The sequence below is a fragment of the Cellulosimicrobium composti genome, assembly GCF_009711085.1.
GTDB lineage: Bacteria > Actinomycetota > Actinomycetes > Actinomycetales > Cellulomonadaceae > Cellulosimicrobium > Cellulosimicrobium composti.
Map to the genome: position 1 here is coordinate 1 of NZ_WMKA01000021.1, position 14,553 is coordinate 14,553.

Here is a 14,553-nt window from a genome sequence, read left to right on the forward strand (position 1 = left end):
AGAACCGCGCGGCCTCCTCGCGCGCGGCCGCGCGCCCGGCGGCAGGCGCCGCCGCGACCGCGGACGCGCGCGCCAGCTCGTCGTCGACGAACGCCGCGAGCGCACCCGGCACCGGGCCGGAGCCGGTCTCGCGCGTCACGGCCTTGCGCGCGACGAGCGCCGACGCCTCCCGCACCACACCGCCGGGTGCCTCACCCTCCGCGAGCAGTGCGGCGAGGTCCATCGGCGGGACGACGTCGCCCGGACGCACCCGCAGCCACCGCAGCGTCGCCGCCGGACGCAGCGCGTGAAACACCTTCTTCAGCGGCACCTCTGACCCGGCCCACCACCGGTCGCGCTGCCCGAGCCCGACGTGCAGGTAGTGCCGCCGCAGCGCGTCACGGTCGACGACGCGCTCCGCGACCGCCAGCAGCTCGGCACGGAACGCGTCGTCGGCGCGGTACACGATCGGCGACCGCGCCCACTCGAGCACCGTCGCGTTGCCCTTCACGAGCAGCCGGACCGCCTTGAGCAGGTCCCACCCGTTCACGTCGAGCACCGCGTCGAGCGGGGTTTCGACGACGTCGCGCCGCGGCCACGGGTCGAGGTACTCCGCCTCCGCACGGACGTAGACGAACCGGCAGTCGTAGTCCGAGTCCGGTGACGGGAACCCCCACGCCCGGCTCCCGCTCTCCACCGCGAGCGGGACCGCGACGCGCTCGTCGAGCACGACGCCGTCCAGCCGCGCGTCGACCTCACGCACGACCGCAGGGTCCAGGGAGAACGGCACGGCACGCATCCCAGGAGGCTAGAGCCCGGACCCGCCGCACGTCTCCGTCTTTGCGGCGGGCCACAGCGGGCACGCGCGGGTCGCCGCGGGGTCGCCGGGACGACTCGGGTGCTCGGGCTTGCGCGCCCGTCGCCCCGGTCCGTCGTGCTCGTCCCGGAGCACGGCTCTGACGCGCTTCTCACCCGACCCGTCCGGCGGCGGCACCGGGCCGCCCACCCACAGCGTGCCCGCTCGACGGCAACGGGAGCAGGGCCCGCAGAGGAGGTGGGCGCCGCGGGAGGCGACCCCGGCGGACCCACCCCGGGGACGACGAACGGCGACGCCCCGGGAGGGGCGCCGCCGTCGGGCGTCAGGTGCCGGTCCGCGCCGTCAGGGGCGCGGGCGGGTCACTTGCGCAGGTCGGAGTGGTCACCGATCTTGTGCACGAGGATCGAGTTCGTCGTGCCGGGCTGGCCCACCGGGGCGCCCGAGACGACGACCACGAGGTCGCCGACCTCGGCGAGGCCGTTGGCCTGCAGGGTCGTGTCGACCTGGCCGACCATCGCGTCGGTGTTCTCCACCTCGGGCACCTGGTACGTCTGGGTGCCCCACGTGAGCGACAGGACGTTGCGCACGTGCTCGCGCGGCGTGAACGCGAGCAGCGGGATCGACGAGCGCAGGCGCGACATGCGGCGCGCCGAGTCGCCCGACTGCGTGAACGTCGCGAGGTACTTCGCGCCGAGGATCTCGCCGATCTCGGCGGCGGCGCGCGTGATGGCGCCACCGCGCGTGTGCGGGGTCGAGCCGAGCGGCGCGATGCGCTCGCGGCCGGCCTCCTCCGTCGCCTCGATGATGCGGGCCATCGTCTGGACCGTGAGGATCGGGTACTCGCCCACGCTGGTCTCGCCCGAGAGCATGACCGCGTCGGCACCGTCGAGGACGGCGTTCGCGCAGTCGGACGCCTCGGCGCGCGTCGGGCGCGGCGAGTTCGTCATGGACTCGAGCACCTGCGTGGCGACGATGACCGGCTTGGCGTTGCGACGCGCGAGCTCGACGATGCGCTTCTGGACCAGCGGGACCTGCTCGAGCGGGAGCTCGACCGCGAGGTCGCCGCGGGCGACCATGACGCCGTCGAACGCGTCGACGATCTCGGCGAGGTTCTCGACGGCCTGCGGCTTCTCGATCTTGGCGATGACGGGGACCATGCGGCCCTCCTCGTCCATGATCCGCTTGACGTCCTCGAAGTCCTTCGCGGACCGCACGAACGACAGCGCGATGATGTCCGCGCCGAGCTGGAGGGCCCAGCGCAGGTCCTCCTGGTCCTTCTCGGACAGCGCGGGCACGGAGACCGCGACGCCCGGCAGGTTGAGGCCCTTGTTGTTCGACACCGGGCCGGCGACCTCGACGCGCGTCACGACGCGCGGGCCCTCGACGGCGGTGACGCGGACGAGCACCTTGCCGTCGTCGATGAGGATCGGGTCGCCGACGCGCGCGTCGCCGGGCAGGCCCTTGTGCGTCGTGGAGACGAGCTCCTTCGTGCCGACGACGTCCTCGGTCGTGATCGTGAAGGTGTCACCCTCCTCGAGCCAGTGCTTCTCGTCACCGGCGAAGCGGCCCAGGCGGATCTTCGGACCCTGCAGGTCGACGAGCACCGCGACGGACCGCCCCGACTGGGCGGCGGCCTCGCGCACGCCGTGGTAGACGGCCGCGTGCTCCTCGGCGCTGCCGTGGCTGCGGTTGATCCGCGCCACGTCCATGCCCGCGTCGACGAGCGCGCGGAGCTGCTCCTTCGACTCGGTCGCGGGTCCGATGGTGCAGACGATCTTTGCTCTGCGCATATCTCCAGCCTCTAGTCTTCCGACCGGCCGGGAGCCGGTCGTCGCGGGGTGCCCCTCCCTAGGATGCCCCGCTCATCGTCCCGGCGCCGGACACCCGACGTCGGGGTGCACGTCAAGCGCGCAAGGACACGGTGCTCGCGCGCACGGGCGCGGGCAGCTCGGTCCCTCCCTGAAGGTAGGCGTCGACGGATGCCGCCGCCGCCCGGCCCTCGGCGATCGCCCACACGATCAGCGACTGCCCACGCCCCGCGTCGCCGGCGACGAAGACCCCGGGCAGCGACGACCCGAAGTCGTCGCCGCGCGCCACGAGGCCGCGCCCCGTGAGGTCCGCGCCGGTCTGGTCCGTGATGGTCGCCGTCTCCGGTCCCGTGAAGCCCATCGCGACGAGCACGAGGTCCGCGGGGATCTCGCGCTCGGTGCCCTCCTTGGGCACGCGACGGCCGTCGGGCAGGTACTCGGTCTCCGCGACACGCAGCGCGCGCACCGCCCCGTTCTCGTCGCCGAGGAACTCGACGGTCGACGCGAGGAACTCGCGCTCGCCGCCCTCCTCGTGGGACGTGGAGACCTCGAACACGATGGGGTCCGTCGGCCACGGCTGCGTCGCCGACCGCTCGAGCGGCGGCCGCTTGCCGATCGCGAGCGTCGTGACGCTCGCGGCGCCCTGGCGCAGCGAGGTCCCGAGGCAGTCCGACCCGGTGTCGCCGCCGCCGATGACGATGACGTGCCTGCCGGTGGCGGTGATCTGGTCGGGGACCTCGCGCCCGGCCACGACGGCGTTCGCCTGGTGCAGGAAGTCCATGGCGAAGTGGATGCCGTCGAGCTCGCGCCCGGGGATGGACAGGTCGCGCGGCACGGTCGCGCCCGTGGCGACCACGACGGCGTCGTACCGCGCGCGCAGGTCGTCCCACGTGATGTCGACGCCGATCTCGACGCCGGGGCGGAACCGCGTGCCCTCGGCCTCCATCTGGGCGATGCGACGGTCGATGTGGTGCTTCTCGAGCTTGAAGTCGGGGATGCCGTAACGCAGGAGGCCGCCGATCGCGTCGTCCCGCTCGTACACGGCGACCGTGTGGCCGGCGCGCGTGAGCTGCTGCGCGGCGGCGAGGCCGGCGGGCCCGGACCCGACGACGGCGACCGTGAAGCCGGTGAGGCGCTGCGGCACCTGCGGCGTGACGTACCCGCGGGCGAACGCCTCGTCGATGATCGAGACCTCGACGTTCTTGATCGTCACGGGCGGCTGGTTGATGCCGAGCACGCAGCTCGACTCGCACGGCGCCGGGCACACGCGACCGGTGAACTCGGGGAAGTTGTTCGTCTCGTGCAGGCGGTCGATCGCGTCGGCCCACTGCTCGCGGTAGACGAGGTCGTTCCACTCGGGGATGAGGTTCCCGAGGGGGCAGCCCTGGTGGCAGAACGGGATGCCGCAGTCCATGCAGCGGCCCGCCTGCTCCTTGAGGAACGGCTGCCCCTCCTCGAGGTGCGCGTGCACGTCCTTCCAGTCCCGCAGGCGCACGGCCACCGGGCGGTTCGGCGGGAGCTCACGCTCCCGCACCTTCAGGAATCCGCGGGGGTCAGCCACGGGCCACCTCCAGAATCTGGTCCCACACGCCCGGCGCCGCGGGGTCGAGACCGGCCGACTCGGCCTTCTCGAGCGCCGAGCGCATGCGGGCGAAGTCGGTCGGCAGGACGCGCGTGAAGCGCCGCACGGCCGCGGGGAAGTCCTCGAGGAGCTCGGCCGCGAGGGGCGACCCCGTCTCCTCGTGATGACGACGGACGAGCTGCTCGACGAGCGCCACCTCGGCGTCCTCGAGCGGGCTCAGACCGAGCTCGCCCGTCGCGAGCGCGCTCGTGTTCACGGCGCTCTCGCGCAGGTCGAGCACGTAGGCCGTGCCGCCGGACATGCCGGCGCCGAAGTTGCGGCCCGTCGGGCCGAGCACGACGACCGTGCCGCCCGTCATGTACTCGCAGCCGTGGTCGCCCACGCCCTCGACGACGAGCGTCGCGCCGGAGTTGCGCACCCCGAAGCGCTCCCCGACGCGGCCGCGCAGGAAGATCTCGCCCGACGTCGCGCCGTAACCGATGACGTTGCCGGCGACGACGTTGCTCGACCCGGTGAGGACGGCGTTGCGGTCGGGCCGCACGATGATCCGCCCGCCCGACAGGCCCTTGCCCACGTAGTCGTTCGCGTCCCCGAAGAGGCGCAGCGTGACGCCGCGCGGGAGGAACGCGCCGAGCGACTGGCCGGCGGACCCGGTGAGGGTCACGTCGATCGTGTCGTCGGGCAGGCCCGTGCCGCGGTAGCGCTTGGTCACCTCGTGGCCGAGCATCGTGCCGACCGTGCGGTTGACGTTGCGCACGGGCAGCGAGATGCGCACCGGCTCGCCCCGCTCGAGGGCGTCCGCCGCGAGCGTCACGAGCTGGTTGTCGAGCGCCTTCTCGAGACCGTGGTCCTGGGTCGTCGTGTTGCGCAGCGACGCGCCCTCGACGGGCACGGGCTGCTCGAGGATCGGGCCGAGGTCGAGGCCCTGCGCCTTCCAGTGGTCGACGGCCTTGCGCGCGTCGAGCAGCTCGACGTGACCCACGGCCTCCTCGATGCTCCGGAAGCCGAGGCGCGCCAGGTACTCGCGCACCTCCTCGGCGATGAACTCGAAGAAGTTCACGACGAACTCGGGCTTGCCCGTGAACCGGGCGCGCAGCTCGGGGTTCTGCGTCGCGACGCCCACCGGGCACGTGTCCAGGTGGCACACGCGCATCATGACGCAGCCCGACACGACCATCGGCGCGGTGGCGAAGCCGAACTCCTCGGCCCCGAGCAGCGCCGCCACGACGACGTCGCGGCCGGTCTTCATCTGCCCGTCCACCTGCACGACGATGCGGTCGCGCAGGTTGTTGAGCACGAGCGTCTGCTGGGTCTCGGCGAGGCCGATCTCCCACGGCGTGCCCGCGTGCTTGAGCGACGTCAGCGGGCTCGCGCCCGTGCCGCCGTCGTGACCCGAGATGAGCACGACGTCCGCGTGCGCCTTGGACACGCCCGTCGCGACCGTCCCGACGCCGAACTCGGAGACGAGCTTGACGTGGATGCGCGCGGCCGGGTTCGCGTTCTTCGCGTCGTGGATGAGCTGCGCGAGGTCCTCGATCGAGTAGATGTCGTGGTGGGGCGGCGGCGAGATGAGGCCGACGCCGGGCGTCGAGTGCCGGGTCTTCGCGACCCACGGGTACACCTTGTGCCCCGGGAGCTGACCGCCCTCGCCGGGCTTGGCGCCCTGGGCGAGCTTGATCTGGATGTCGTCCGCGTTCGTCAGGTACTCGCTCGTGACGCCGAAGCGGCCCGACGCGATCTGCTTGACCTTCGAGCGGCGCTCCGGGTCGTACAGGCGCTCCGGGTCCTCGCCGCCCTCGCCCGTGTTCGACCGGCCGCCCAGGCGGTTCATCGCGATCGCGAGGGTCTCGTGCGCCTCGGCCGAGATGGAGCCGTACGACATCGCGCCCGTGTTGAAGCGCTTGACGATCTCGCTCACGGGCTCGACCTCGTCGAGCGGCACCGGCGGGCGCTCGCCCTCGCGGAGCTCGAGGAGGCCGCGCAGCGTCATGAGCCGCGACGACTGCTCGTCCACGCGGTGCGTGTACTGGCGGAAGATGTCGAACCGGCGCTCGCGCGTGGAGTGCTGCAGGCGGAACACCGTCTCCGGGTCGAAGAGGTGCTCCTCGCTGTCGCGGCGCCACTGGTACTCGCCGCCCGTGGTGAGACGCACGTGCGGGCGGTGGTTGCCCGAGCGGGGGTAGGCGTCGACGTGACGCGCCGCGACCTCGGCCGCGACGACGTCGAGCCCGATGCCGCCGAGGCGCGACGTCGTGCCCGTGAAGAACGCCTGGACGAGGTCGTGCGAGAGCCCGACGGCCTCGAAGACCTGGGCGCCCCGGTACGAGGAGATGGTCGAGATGCCCATCTTGCTCATGACCTTGAGCACGCCCTTGCCGAGCCCCTTGATGAGGTTCGCGACGGCCTTGTCCGGGTCGACCGCGAGGTACCCGCGGCGCGCGAGGTCCTCGACGGTCTCCATCGCGAGGTAGGGGTTCACCGCGGCGGCGCCGTACCCGATGAGGAGCGCGACGTGGTGCACCTCGCGCACGTCGCCGGCCTCGACGACGAGCGACACCTGGGTGCGCGTGTGCCGGCGCAGCAGGTGGTGGTGCACGGCGCTCGACAGCAGGAGCGACGGGATCGGCGCGTGCTCGGCGTCCGAGTCGCGGTCCGACAGCACGATGAAGCTCGCACCGGCGGCGACGTGCTCGTCGACCTCGGCGAAGATCTCCTCGAGGCGCTCGAGCAGCGCCTCTCCCCCGCCGCCCACGCGGTACAGGCCCCTGATCGTCACCGCGCGGAAGATGCCCGCGAGGTTCGGGTCCTTGTCGACGCGGATGATCTTGGCGAGCTGGTCGTTGTCGAGCACCGGGAACGGCAGCATGAGCTTGCGCGCGTGCTCCGGGGTGTCCACGAGCAGGTTCGGCTCGGGGCCGATGGCCCCGCCGATCGAGGTGACGAGCTCCTCGCGGATCGCGTCGAGGGGCGGGTTCGTCACCTGGGCGAACATCTGCGTGAAGTAGTCGAAGAGCAGGCGCGGTCGCTTCGCGAGGACCGCGATCGGCGTGTCCGTGCCCATCGCGCCGAGCGGCTCCGCGCCCGTGTTGGCCATCGGGGTGAGGATGACCCGCAGCTCCTCCTGCGTGTACCCGAAGGCGCGCTGGCGGCGCTCGACGGACGCGGGGCTGTGCGCGACGTGCTCGCGCTCGGGGAGCTGGTCGAGGTAGACCGCGTTCTCCGCGACCCACCGCGCGTACGGGCGCTGCGCGGCGAGCTGCGACTTGATCTCCTCGTCCTCGATGATCCGGCCCTGGCCGGTGTCGACGAGGAACATGCGACCCGGCTCGAGGCGGCCCTTGCGCACGATCGTCGCGGGGTCGAGGTCGAGCACGCCCGCCTCGCTCGCGAGCACGACGAGACCGTCCTCGGTCACCCAGTAGCGACCGGGGCGCAGGCCGTTGCGGTCGAGGACGGCGCCGATGAGGGTGCCGTCGGTGAAGTTGAGGCACGCCGGCCCGTCCCACGGCTCCATGAGCGTGGAGTGGTACTCGTAGAACGCGCGCAGGTCCGGGTCCATCTCGGCGTGGTTCTCCCACGCCTCGGGGATCATCATGAGCACCGCGTGCGGCAGCGAGCGGCCCGACAGGTGCAGCAGCTCGAGCACCTCGTCGAAGCTCGCCGAGTCGCTGGACCCGTCCGAGCACACCGGCAGGAGCGGCGCGAGGTCGCCGAGGGCGTCGCTCGCGAGGGTGCCCTCGCGCGCGGCCATCCAGTTGCGGTTGCCGCGCACCGTGTTGATCTCGCCGTTGTGCGCGATCATGCGGAACGGCTGCGCGAGCGGCCACGACGGGAACGTGTTCGTCGAGAACCGCGAGTGCACGAGCGCGATCTCGCTCGCGTAGCGCGGGTCCGACAGGTCGGGGAAGAACGGCTCGAGCTGCGCCGTCGTGAGCATGCCCTTGTACGTGAGGGTGCGTGCCGAGAGCGAGGCGAAGAACAGGTCGAACTCGTTCTCCGCGCGCTTGCGCAGGCGGTAGGTGCGGCGGTCGAGCTCGACGCCGGACAGCTCGCGCGCCGGGTCGGCCACGACGACCTGCCGGAACAGCGGCATGGACGCCCGCGCGCTCGGGCCGACGAGGTCGGCCGTCACGGGGACGTCGCGCCAGGCGAGGACCTCGAGCTTCTCCTCCGCGGCGATCGCCTCGACCCCGCGCACGGCGGCGGCGGCCGTGTCCGCGTCCTGCGGCAGGAACGCCATGCCGATGGCGTAGTGCCCGGCGGGCGGGAGCTCGGCGTCGACGACGTCGCGCACGAACGCGTCCGGGATCTGCGTGAGGATCCCGGCGCCGTCGCCGCTGTTCTCCTCGGCGCCGACGGCGCCGCGGTGGTCGAGGTTGAGCAGGGCCGTCAGGCCCGCGTCAACGATGTCGCGTCCGGGCGTGCCGCGGAGCGTCGCCACGAAGGCCACGCCGCACGCGTCGTGCTCGGCGGCGGGGTCGTAGAGACCGGATGCCGTGGGAGGGGCGGACAGGGCGGGTGCCCGGTGCGCGTCCCGATACTGCGGCGTGGTCATCAACACCGTCCTCACAGGCGCCCGACCATGACGGCCGAGCTGGTTCCAGCTGGGGGGTTCGGGACGTCATCGGCCCTATGGACATGACAGAACCCACCGGGCGGTCGCCCGGCGGATTCGCCTATGAATGACGGACGCTCAGCGACCGGGGTCTGGTCGCGCGGCATCTGCCTGCTCGGACTCCTCCGAGTCGTCGGAGTCCTCGTGCTTCTCGGCGTCCTCGTCGTCGGTCGACTCCTCGACCGGCTCCTCGGACCCCGCGGTGGGCGCCTCGTCCGGCACGTCGAGGGACACGGTCTCCTCGCGCCCGGGGTGGCGACGCCCGACAACGATAAACGCTATCAACGCACCGACGCCGACCACGATCGAGGTCCAGACGTTCAGCCGGAGGCCGAGGACGAGCTCGGCCTCGTCGATGCGCAGCATCTCGATCCACACACGACCGAGCGTGTAGACGAAGACGTAGAGCCAGAATACCCGACCATGACCCAGTCGGAACCGACGGTCCAGATAGATCAGGAGAAGGGCAGCCCCGATGTTCCAGATCATCTCGTAGAGGAACGTCGGGTGGAACAGGGTACCCGGCGGGTAGCCGGCGGCGGCCGCGACCGAGTCGTCGACGCGCAGGCCCCAGGGGAGCGTCGTGGGCGCCCCGAACAGCTCCTGGTTGAACCAGTTGCCGAGCCGTCCGACGGCCTGCGCGAGCAGGAGACCGGGCGCGAGCGCGTCCGCGAACGCGGGGAAGCTCACGCGCTGCCGGCGACACCCGATGTACGCGCCGACGGCGCCCAGCGCGACCGCCCCCCAGATGCCGAGGCCGCCCTCCCACACGTAGAGCGCCCGCACGGGGTCGCCGCCCGGGCCCCAGTACGGGTCGGGCGTCGAGAAGACGTGGTACAGCCGTCCGCCGACGATCCCGAACGGGACGGCCCAGAACGCGATCTCCAGGACGTCGTCGGCCTCTCCCCCGCGCTCGACCCAGCGGCGCCGCGTGAGCCACAGCGCGACGCCGATGCCCGCGAGGATCGCGAGCGCGTAGGCCCGGATCGGGAACGGGCCGAGGTACCAGGTGTGCTGCGGGGGGCTCGGGATCGCCGCGGGCAGGACGCCCACCGCCTCGACGAGCTGCCCGGCCGCCAGCGCGGCGCTCATGCGTCCACCTCTCCGGGGGTCGTGGGTGCGTCGGTGGTCTGCTCGGCGCCGGACCGCGCGGACCGCACGCCCGCGGCGAGCTCGGCACCCACGGCACGCACGGCCGCGAGGCGCTCGTCCCAGGGCGCGTCCGCCAGCATCGGGCGCACGAACGCCGAGCCGACGATGACGCCGTCGGCGTACCGGCCCACCTCGGACGCCTGGCGACCCGTGGACACCCCGAGACCGACGCACACGAGGTCGGCGCCCGCGGCGCGCGTGTCGGCGACGAGCCGCGCGGCCTGCGGGCCCACCTCCTCGCGGACGCCCGTGACGCCCATCGTCGACGCCGCGTAGACGAAGCCGCGCGACGCGCGCACGGTCAGGGCCAGGCGCTCGGGCGTCGAGCTCGGCGCGACGAGGAAGACGCGGTCCAGGCCGTGCTCCTCGGAGGCGTCGAGCCACGCGCGCCCCTCGTCCGGGATGAGGTCCGGCGTGATGAGCCCGGCCCCTCCGGCCGCGGCGAGGTCGCGCGCGAACGCGTCGACGCCGTAGCGCAGCACCGGGTTCCAGTACGTCATGACGAGCACGGGCACGCGCCCCCCGGTGCGCTCGGTCACGGCGGCCACGACGCGGAACACGTCCGCGACGCGCACGCCGCCGTCGAGCGCCGCCTGGGCCGCCGCCTGGATGACCGGGCCGTCCATCACCGGGTCCGTGTACGGGACGCCGAGCTCGAGCACGTCGACGCCCGACTCGACGACCGCGAGCGCCGCCTCGATCGAGCGTTCGACCGTCGGGAACCCGACCGGCAGGTAGGCCACGAGCCCGGCGCGGCCCTCCGCGCGGAGCTCGAGCAGACGGCGCGCGGTGACGGAGCCCGTCGCCGCGGTCGACGCCCCGGGGGCGTCCTGGGTCGGTGCCGCGCTCACAGCTGTCCCTCCGTGCCCGTCGCCGTCTCGGCGATCGCCTCGTCGTCCACCAGGTCGAACCACCGTGCGGCGGTCGCGACGTCCTTGTCCCCGCGCCCGGACAGGTTGACCAGGATCACGTGGTCCGTGCGGCCGGCCTCCGCCGCCGCACGGCCGACGCGCAGCGCGCCCGCGAGCGCGTGCGCCGACTCGATCGCCGGGATGATGCCCTCCGTGCGGCACAGCAGCCGGAACGCCTCCATCGCCTCGGCGTCGGTGACCGGCTGGTATGTCGCCCGCCCGAGGTCGTGCAGCCACGAGTGGGCCGGGCCGACGCTCGGGTAGTCGAGCCCCGCCGAGACCGAGTGGCTCGGGAGGGTCTGGCCGTCGTCGTCCTGGAGCAGGTACGAGCGGGCGCCGTGCAGCACGCCCGGCGCGCCGCCGCTGAACCGGGCCGCGTGGCGGCCCGTCTCGATGCCCTCGCCGCCGGCCTCGAAGCCGTACAGCTCGACGCCCTCGTCGTCGAGGAACGCGTTGAACAGCCCGAGCGCGTTCGACCCGCCGCCCACGCAGGCCGCGAGGGCGTCCGGCAGGCGGCCGATGCGGTCGAGGATCTGCGTGCGGGCCTCCTCGCCGATGACCCGGTGGAACTCGCGCACCATCTCCGGGAAGGGGTGCGGGCCGGTCACCGTGCCGAGGAGGTAGTGCGTCGTCTCGACGTTCGCGACCCAGTCGCGCAGCGCCTCGTTGATCGCGTCCTTGAGCGTGCGCTGGCCGATCGTCACGGGCACGACCTCGGCGCCGAGCAGGCGCATCCGCGCCACGTTCAGCGCCTGGCGCCGCGTGTCCTCCTCGCCCATGTACACGACGCACTCGAGGTCGAGCAGGGCCGCCGCGGTGGCCGTCGCCACGCCGTGCTGCCCCGCGCCGGTCTCGGCGATGACGCGCGTCTTGCCCATGCGCTTCACGAGCAGCGCCTGGCCGAGCACGTTGTTGATCTTGTGCGAGCCCGTGTGGTTGAGGTCCTCGCGCTTGAGGAACACGCGCGAGCCGCCCGCGTGCTCCGCGAAGCGCGGCACCTCGGTGAGCGGGCTGGGACGCCCGGTGTACTCGCGCTGCAGGCGCGCGAGCTCGCCCACGAACGCGGGGTCGTCGAGGGCCTTGCGGTACTCGGTCTCGAGCTCGTCGAGCGCCGCCACGAGCGCCTCGGGGACGTAGCGTCCGCCGAACTCGCCGAAGTACGGGCCCTCCTGGGTCGCGAGGGATCGCGTCAGGTCGGCGCGCACCGAGTGCTCGGCGCCGCCGGGGGTGGTCGATGAAGTCAGGTCGGGCACGGGGCCGGTCCTCCTGCGTGATGGGGTGTGCTGGGCCGGGGCGCGGCCGCTGGGGCGTGACGGACGGTGCCGACGTGCCTCAGGGCCGCACGGACCACAGCGACGGGTGCGACCCGGCCGCGACGAGGTCGGCGACCGACGCGCGCGGCGCGTCGTCGGTCACGAGCGCCTCGCCCACGAGCACGGCGTGCGCGCCGGAGCGGGCGTAGTCCATGACGTCGTGCGGGCCGCGCACGCCGGACTCGGCGACGCGCACCACCTCGTCCGGGATCGCGGGCGCGAGGCGCGCGAAGGTCGTGCGGTCCACGTCGAGGGTCTTGAGGTCGCGCGAGTTCACGCCGACGACGCGCGCCCCGGCGTCGAGCGCGCGCGACACCTCGTCCAGCGTGTGCACCTCGACGAGCGCGGTCATGCCGAGCGAGTGGACGCGCTCGACGAGCGACGTGAGGACCGTCTGCTCGAGCGCCGCGACGATGAGGAGGACGATGTCCGCCCCGTGCGCCCGGGCCTCCCAGACCTGGTACGGCGTGACGACGAAGTCCTTGCGCAGCACCGGGACGTCGACCCGTGCGCGGACGGCGTCGAGGTCGGCGAGGCTGCCGTTGAACCGCCGCTGCTCGGTGAGCACGGAGATCGCGGCGGCGCCGCCCTTCTCGTACTCGCCCGCGAGCTCGGCCGGGTCGGAGATCGCCGCGAGCGCGCCCTTGCTCGGGCTCGAGCGCTTGACCTCGGCGATGACGGCGACGGCGTCGTCCGCCTTGAGGCGGCTCACGCACTCGAGGGCGCCGGGGACTCGGGCAGCACGTTCCTTCAGCTCGTCGAGCGAGGTCGCCGCCTGGCGCACCGCGAGGTCCTCGCGCACGCCGGCGACGATGTCGTCCAGAACCGTCATCGTCCCACCACTCCCCGTGTCGTCCTGCCCCCCGGCCGGGCCGGTCGGCCGTCGTGCACCCACAGGTTCGGCCGACCCGTTGACAGGGAGGTACCTGCCATCGTAGGGCCGCCCCCGAGTGACGATGACCACGGTTCGAACCCCGAGACGAGCGCCGCGGGCCTTCCTGAGCGCGTCAGGACGCGACGGGGCCGAGCCAGGGCACGAGCGCGGGCACGTTCCGCAGCACCCCGAAGACCACGAGGACGCCGAGCGTCGCCCAGGCGACGCCGGCCGGGACGCGCGGCGCGGGGCGCCCGCGCCACGCGCGCACGAGCCACACCGCCCAGAGGGCGACGAGGAGCGGCGCGGCGACGACCCAGAGCGGGTTCATGGACCACGCGCCCACGAGGTCGAGGTGCGCGAGGTCGTGCGTGGCGCGCAGGCCGCCGCACCCCGGGCACGCGAGGCCGGTCAGGGCGAGCAGCGGGCACGTGACGTAGTGGCCGGGACGGTTCGGGTCGACGACCGCGACGTAGACGGTCGCCGCGGCCACGAGCGCACCGACGGCGAGCGGTGCCCGCGCCGCGCGCGGCACCGGACGACGTCGCACCGCCTCGGTCGCCACCGATGCTCCGTCAGGACTGGTCGGGGATGGTCCCGACCCATGCGAACAGGGCCGGGAAGAAGACGAGGAGCAGCAGCAGGCCCACCGCGGAGAGCCCGATCGCGACCCAGCCCAGCACGATGCCGGCCGTCGCCATGCCCTCGTTGTCGGCCTGGCCCTCGGCGACCGCGCGCTTCGCCGCGTTGCCGACGATCACCGCCGGGATGCCCGTGACGAAGCCGCAGCTCAGCACGAACGACGCGATGCCCAGCACGAGCGACCAGACCGCGAGGCTGTTCTTCGGGTAGTACGGCGGGGCGTACGCGCTCGCCGGGTAGGCGCCGGCCGCGTACGGCGGCTGACCCGGGCTCTGCGGCTGACCGGTGTACGGCTGGGCCTCGTGCCCGGGCTGACCCGCGTACGGGGGCTGGCCCGACGCCTGCGGGGAGCCGTACGGCCCCGCCGGGTACGGCGCGCCGGGCGGGACGCCCGGGCCGCCGGAGGGGTGCTGCGGGGTGCCGCCGGGCTCCGCCGCGCCGTACGGCGCCTGCGACCCGTCGCCCGGGTTCGCGGGGTCGTACGGGGCGGGTCCCGGCGGCTGCGTCACCGCGAGACCTGCTTCTGCCCGTAGCCCATGTTACGGAGCACCACGCCGCCGACGAGGGCCAGCGCCACGACGCCCATGCCGACCCAGAAGAGCCAGACCGCGGCGATCACGACGCCGACGGCCGCGACGACCGCACCGAGCATGATGCCGATCATGGTGAACCACGCGGCGACGGTGTGGCCGTGGTTCGTGGGCGGTGCCGCGGGCGGCAGGTACGCGATCTCGGTGGTCTTCTGGTTCTCGGCCATGAGGGTCGTGCCTTTCGTGAAGATGTGGTCAGAGCCTATCGGACCGGGCCGGTGCGCGTGCCCCGCAGCCGCGGTCTCCCCCGCCCGCGCGGGGGCGTCGGTG

The 14,553-nt window shown here is 73.4% G+C and carries 11 protein-coding genes; all 11 read right to left on the reverse strand.

The window, feature by feature from the left end; translation table 11 throughout:
* The coding region (locus GJV82_RS10395; protein WP_155099178.1) for a nucleotidyltransferase domain-containing protein at positions 1 to 778 on the reverse strand (778 nt) is incomplete at its 3' end.
* 377 nt (positions 779 to 1,155) lie between these two features.
* Positions 1,156 to 2,586: a pyruvate kinase gene (gene pyk / locus GJV82_RS10400; protein WP_155099179.1), complete on the reverse strand. Its 1,431-nt coding sequence runs from the start codon at positions 2,584 to 2,586 to the stop codon at positions 1,156 to 1,158.
* A gap of 112 nt (positions 2,587 to 2,698) precedes the next feature.
* Positions 2,699 to 4,165 (reverse strand): glutamate synthase subunit beta, encoded by a 1,467-nt coding sequence (locus GJV82_RS10405; RefSeq protein ID WP_024840202.1) that lies wholly within the window; start codon positions 4,163 to 4,165, stop codon positions 2,699 to 2,701.
* Positions 4,158 to 8,741: a glutamate synthase large subunit gene (gene gltB / locus GJV82_RS10410; RefSeq protein ID WP_155099180.1), complete on the reverse strand. Its 4,584-nt coding sequence runs from the start codon at positions 8,739 to 8,741 to the stop codon at positions 4,158 to 4,160. The genes GJV82_RS10405 and gltB overlap by 8 nt, the downstream gene beginning before the upstream one ends.
* A 138-nt stretch (positions 8,742 to 8,879) precedes the next feature.
* Positions 8,880 to 9,893 (reverse strand): prolipoprotein diacylglyceryl transferase, encoded by a 1,014-nt coding sequence (gene lgt / locus GJV82_RS10415; RefSeq protein WP_034603912.1) that lies wholly within the window; start codon positions 9,891 to 9,893, stop codon positions 8,880 to 8,882.
* Positions 9,890 to 10,804, reverse strand: coding sequence for a tryptophan synthase subunit alpha (gene trpA / locus GJV82_RS20055; RefSeq protein ID WP_024840199.1), 915 nt, complete (start codon positions 10,802 to 10,804; stop codon positions 9,890 to 9,892). Before trpA ends, lgt begins: the two co-directional genes overlap by 4 nt.
* Positions 10,801 to 12,069, reverse strand: a complete 1,269-nt coding sequence (trpB, locus tag GJV82_RS20060) for a tryptophan synthase subunit beta (RefSeq protein WP_318657514.1) — start codon at positions 12,067 to 12,069, stop codon at positions 10,801 to 10,803. Before trpB ends, trpA begins: the two co-directional genes overlap by 4 nt.
* Before the next feature lie 127 nt (positions 12,070 to 12,196).
* Positions 12,197 to 13,009, reverse strand: coding sequence for an indole-3-glycerol phosphate synthase TrpC (trpC, locus tag GJV82_RS10425; protein ID WP_024840197.1), 813 nt, complete (start codon positions 13,007 to 13,009; stop codon positions 12,197 to 12,199).
* A 175-nt stretch (positions 13,010 to 13,184) separates the two neighbouring features.
* Positions 13,185 to 13,616 (reverse strand): DUF2752 domain-containing protein, encoded by a 432-nt coding sequence (locus GJV82_RS10430; protein WP_034603911.1) that lies wholly within the window; start codon positions 13,614 to 13,616, stop codon positions 13,185 to 13,187.
* Between the two features lie 10 nt (positions 13,617 to 13,626).
* Positions 13,627 to 14,202, reverse strand: coding sequence for a DUF4190 domain-containing protein (locus GJV82_RS20745; RefSeq protein WP_115942625.1), 576 nt, complete (start codon positions 14,200 to 14,202; stop codon positions 13,627 to 13,629).
* Positions 14,199 to 14,450, reverse strand: coding sequence for an HGxxPAAW family protein (locus tag GJV82_RS10440; protein ID WP_024840194.1), 252 nt, complete (start codon positions 14,448 to 14,450; stop codon positions 14,199 to 14,201). Before GJV82_RS10440 ends, GJV82_RS20745 begins: the two co-directional genes overlap by 4 nt.
* Positions 14,451 to 14,553 lie beyond the last annotated feature (103 nt).

Bases quoted from the DNA above. Each gene is read 5' to 3' on its own strand.
- lgt (WP_034603912.1), bottom strand. From the start codon at position 9,893: ATGAGCGCCGCGCTGGCGGCCGGGCAGCTCGTCGAGGCGGTGGGCGTC.
- gltB (WP_155099180.1), bottom strand. From the start codon at position 8,741: ATGACCACGCCGCAGTATCGGGACGCGCACCGGGCACCCGCCCTGTCC.
- pyk (WP_155099179.1), bottom strand. From the start codon at position 2,586: ATGCGCAGAGCAAAGATCGTCTGCACCATCGGACCCGCGACCGAGTCG.
- GJV82_RS10440 (WP_024840194.1), bottom strand. From the start codon at position 14,450: ATGGCCGAGAACCAGAAGACCACCGAGATCGCGTACCTGCCGCCCGCG.
- trpC (WP_024840197.1), bottom strand. From the start codon at position 13,009: ATGACGGTTCTGGACGACATCGTCGCCGGCGTGCGCGAGGACCTCGCG.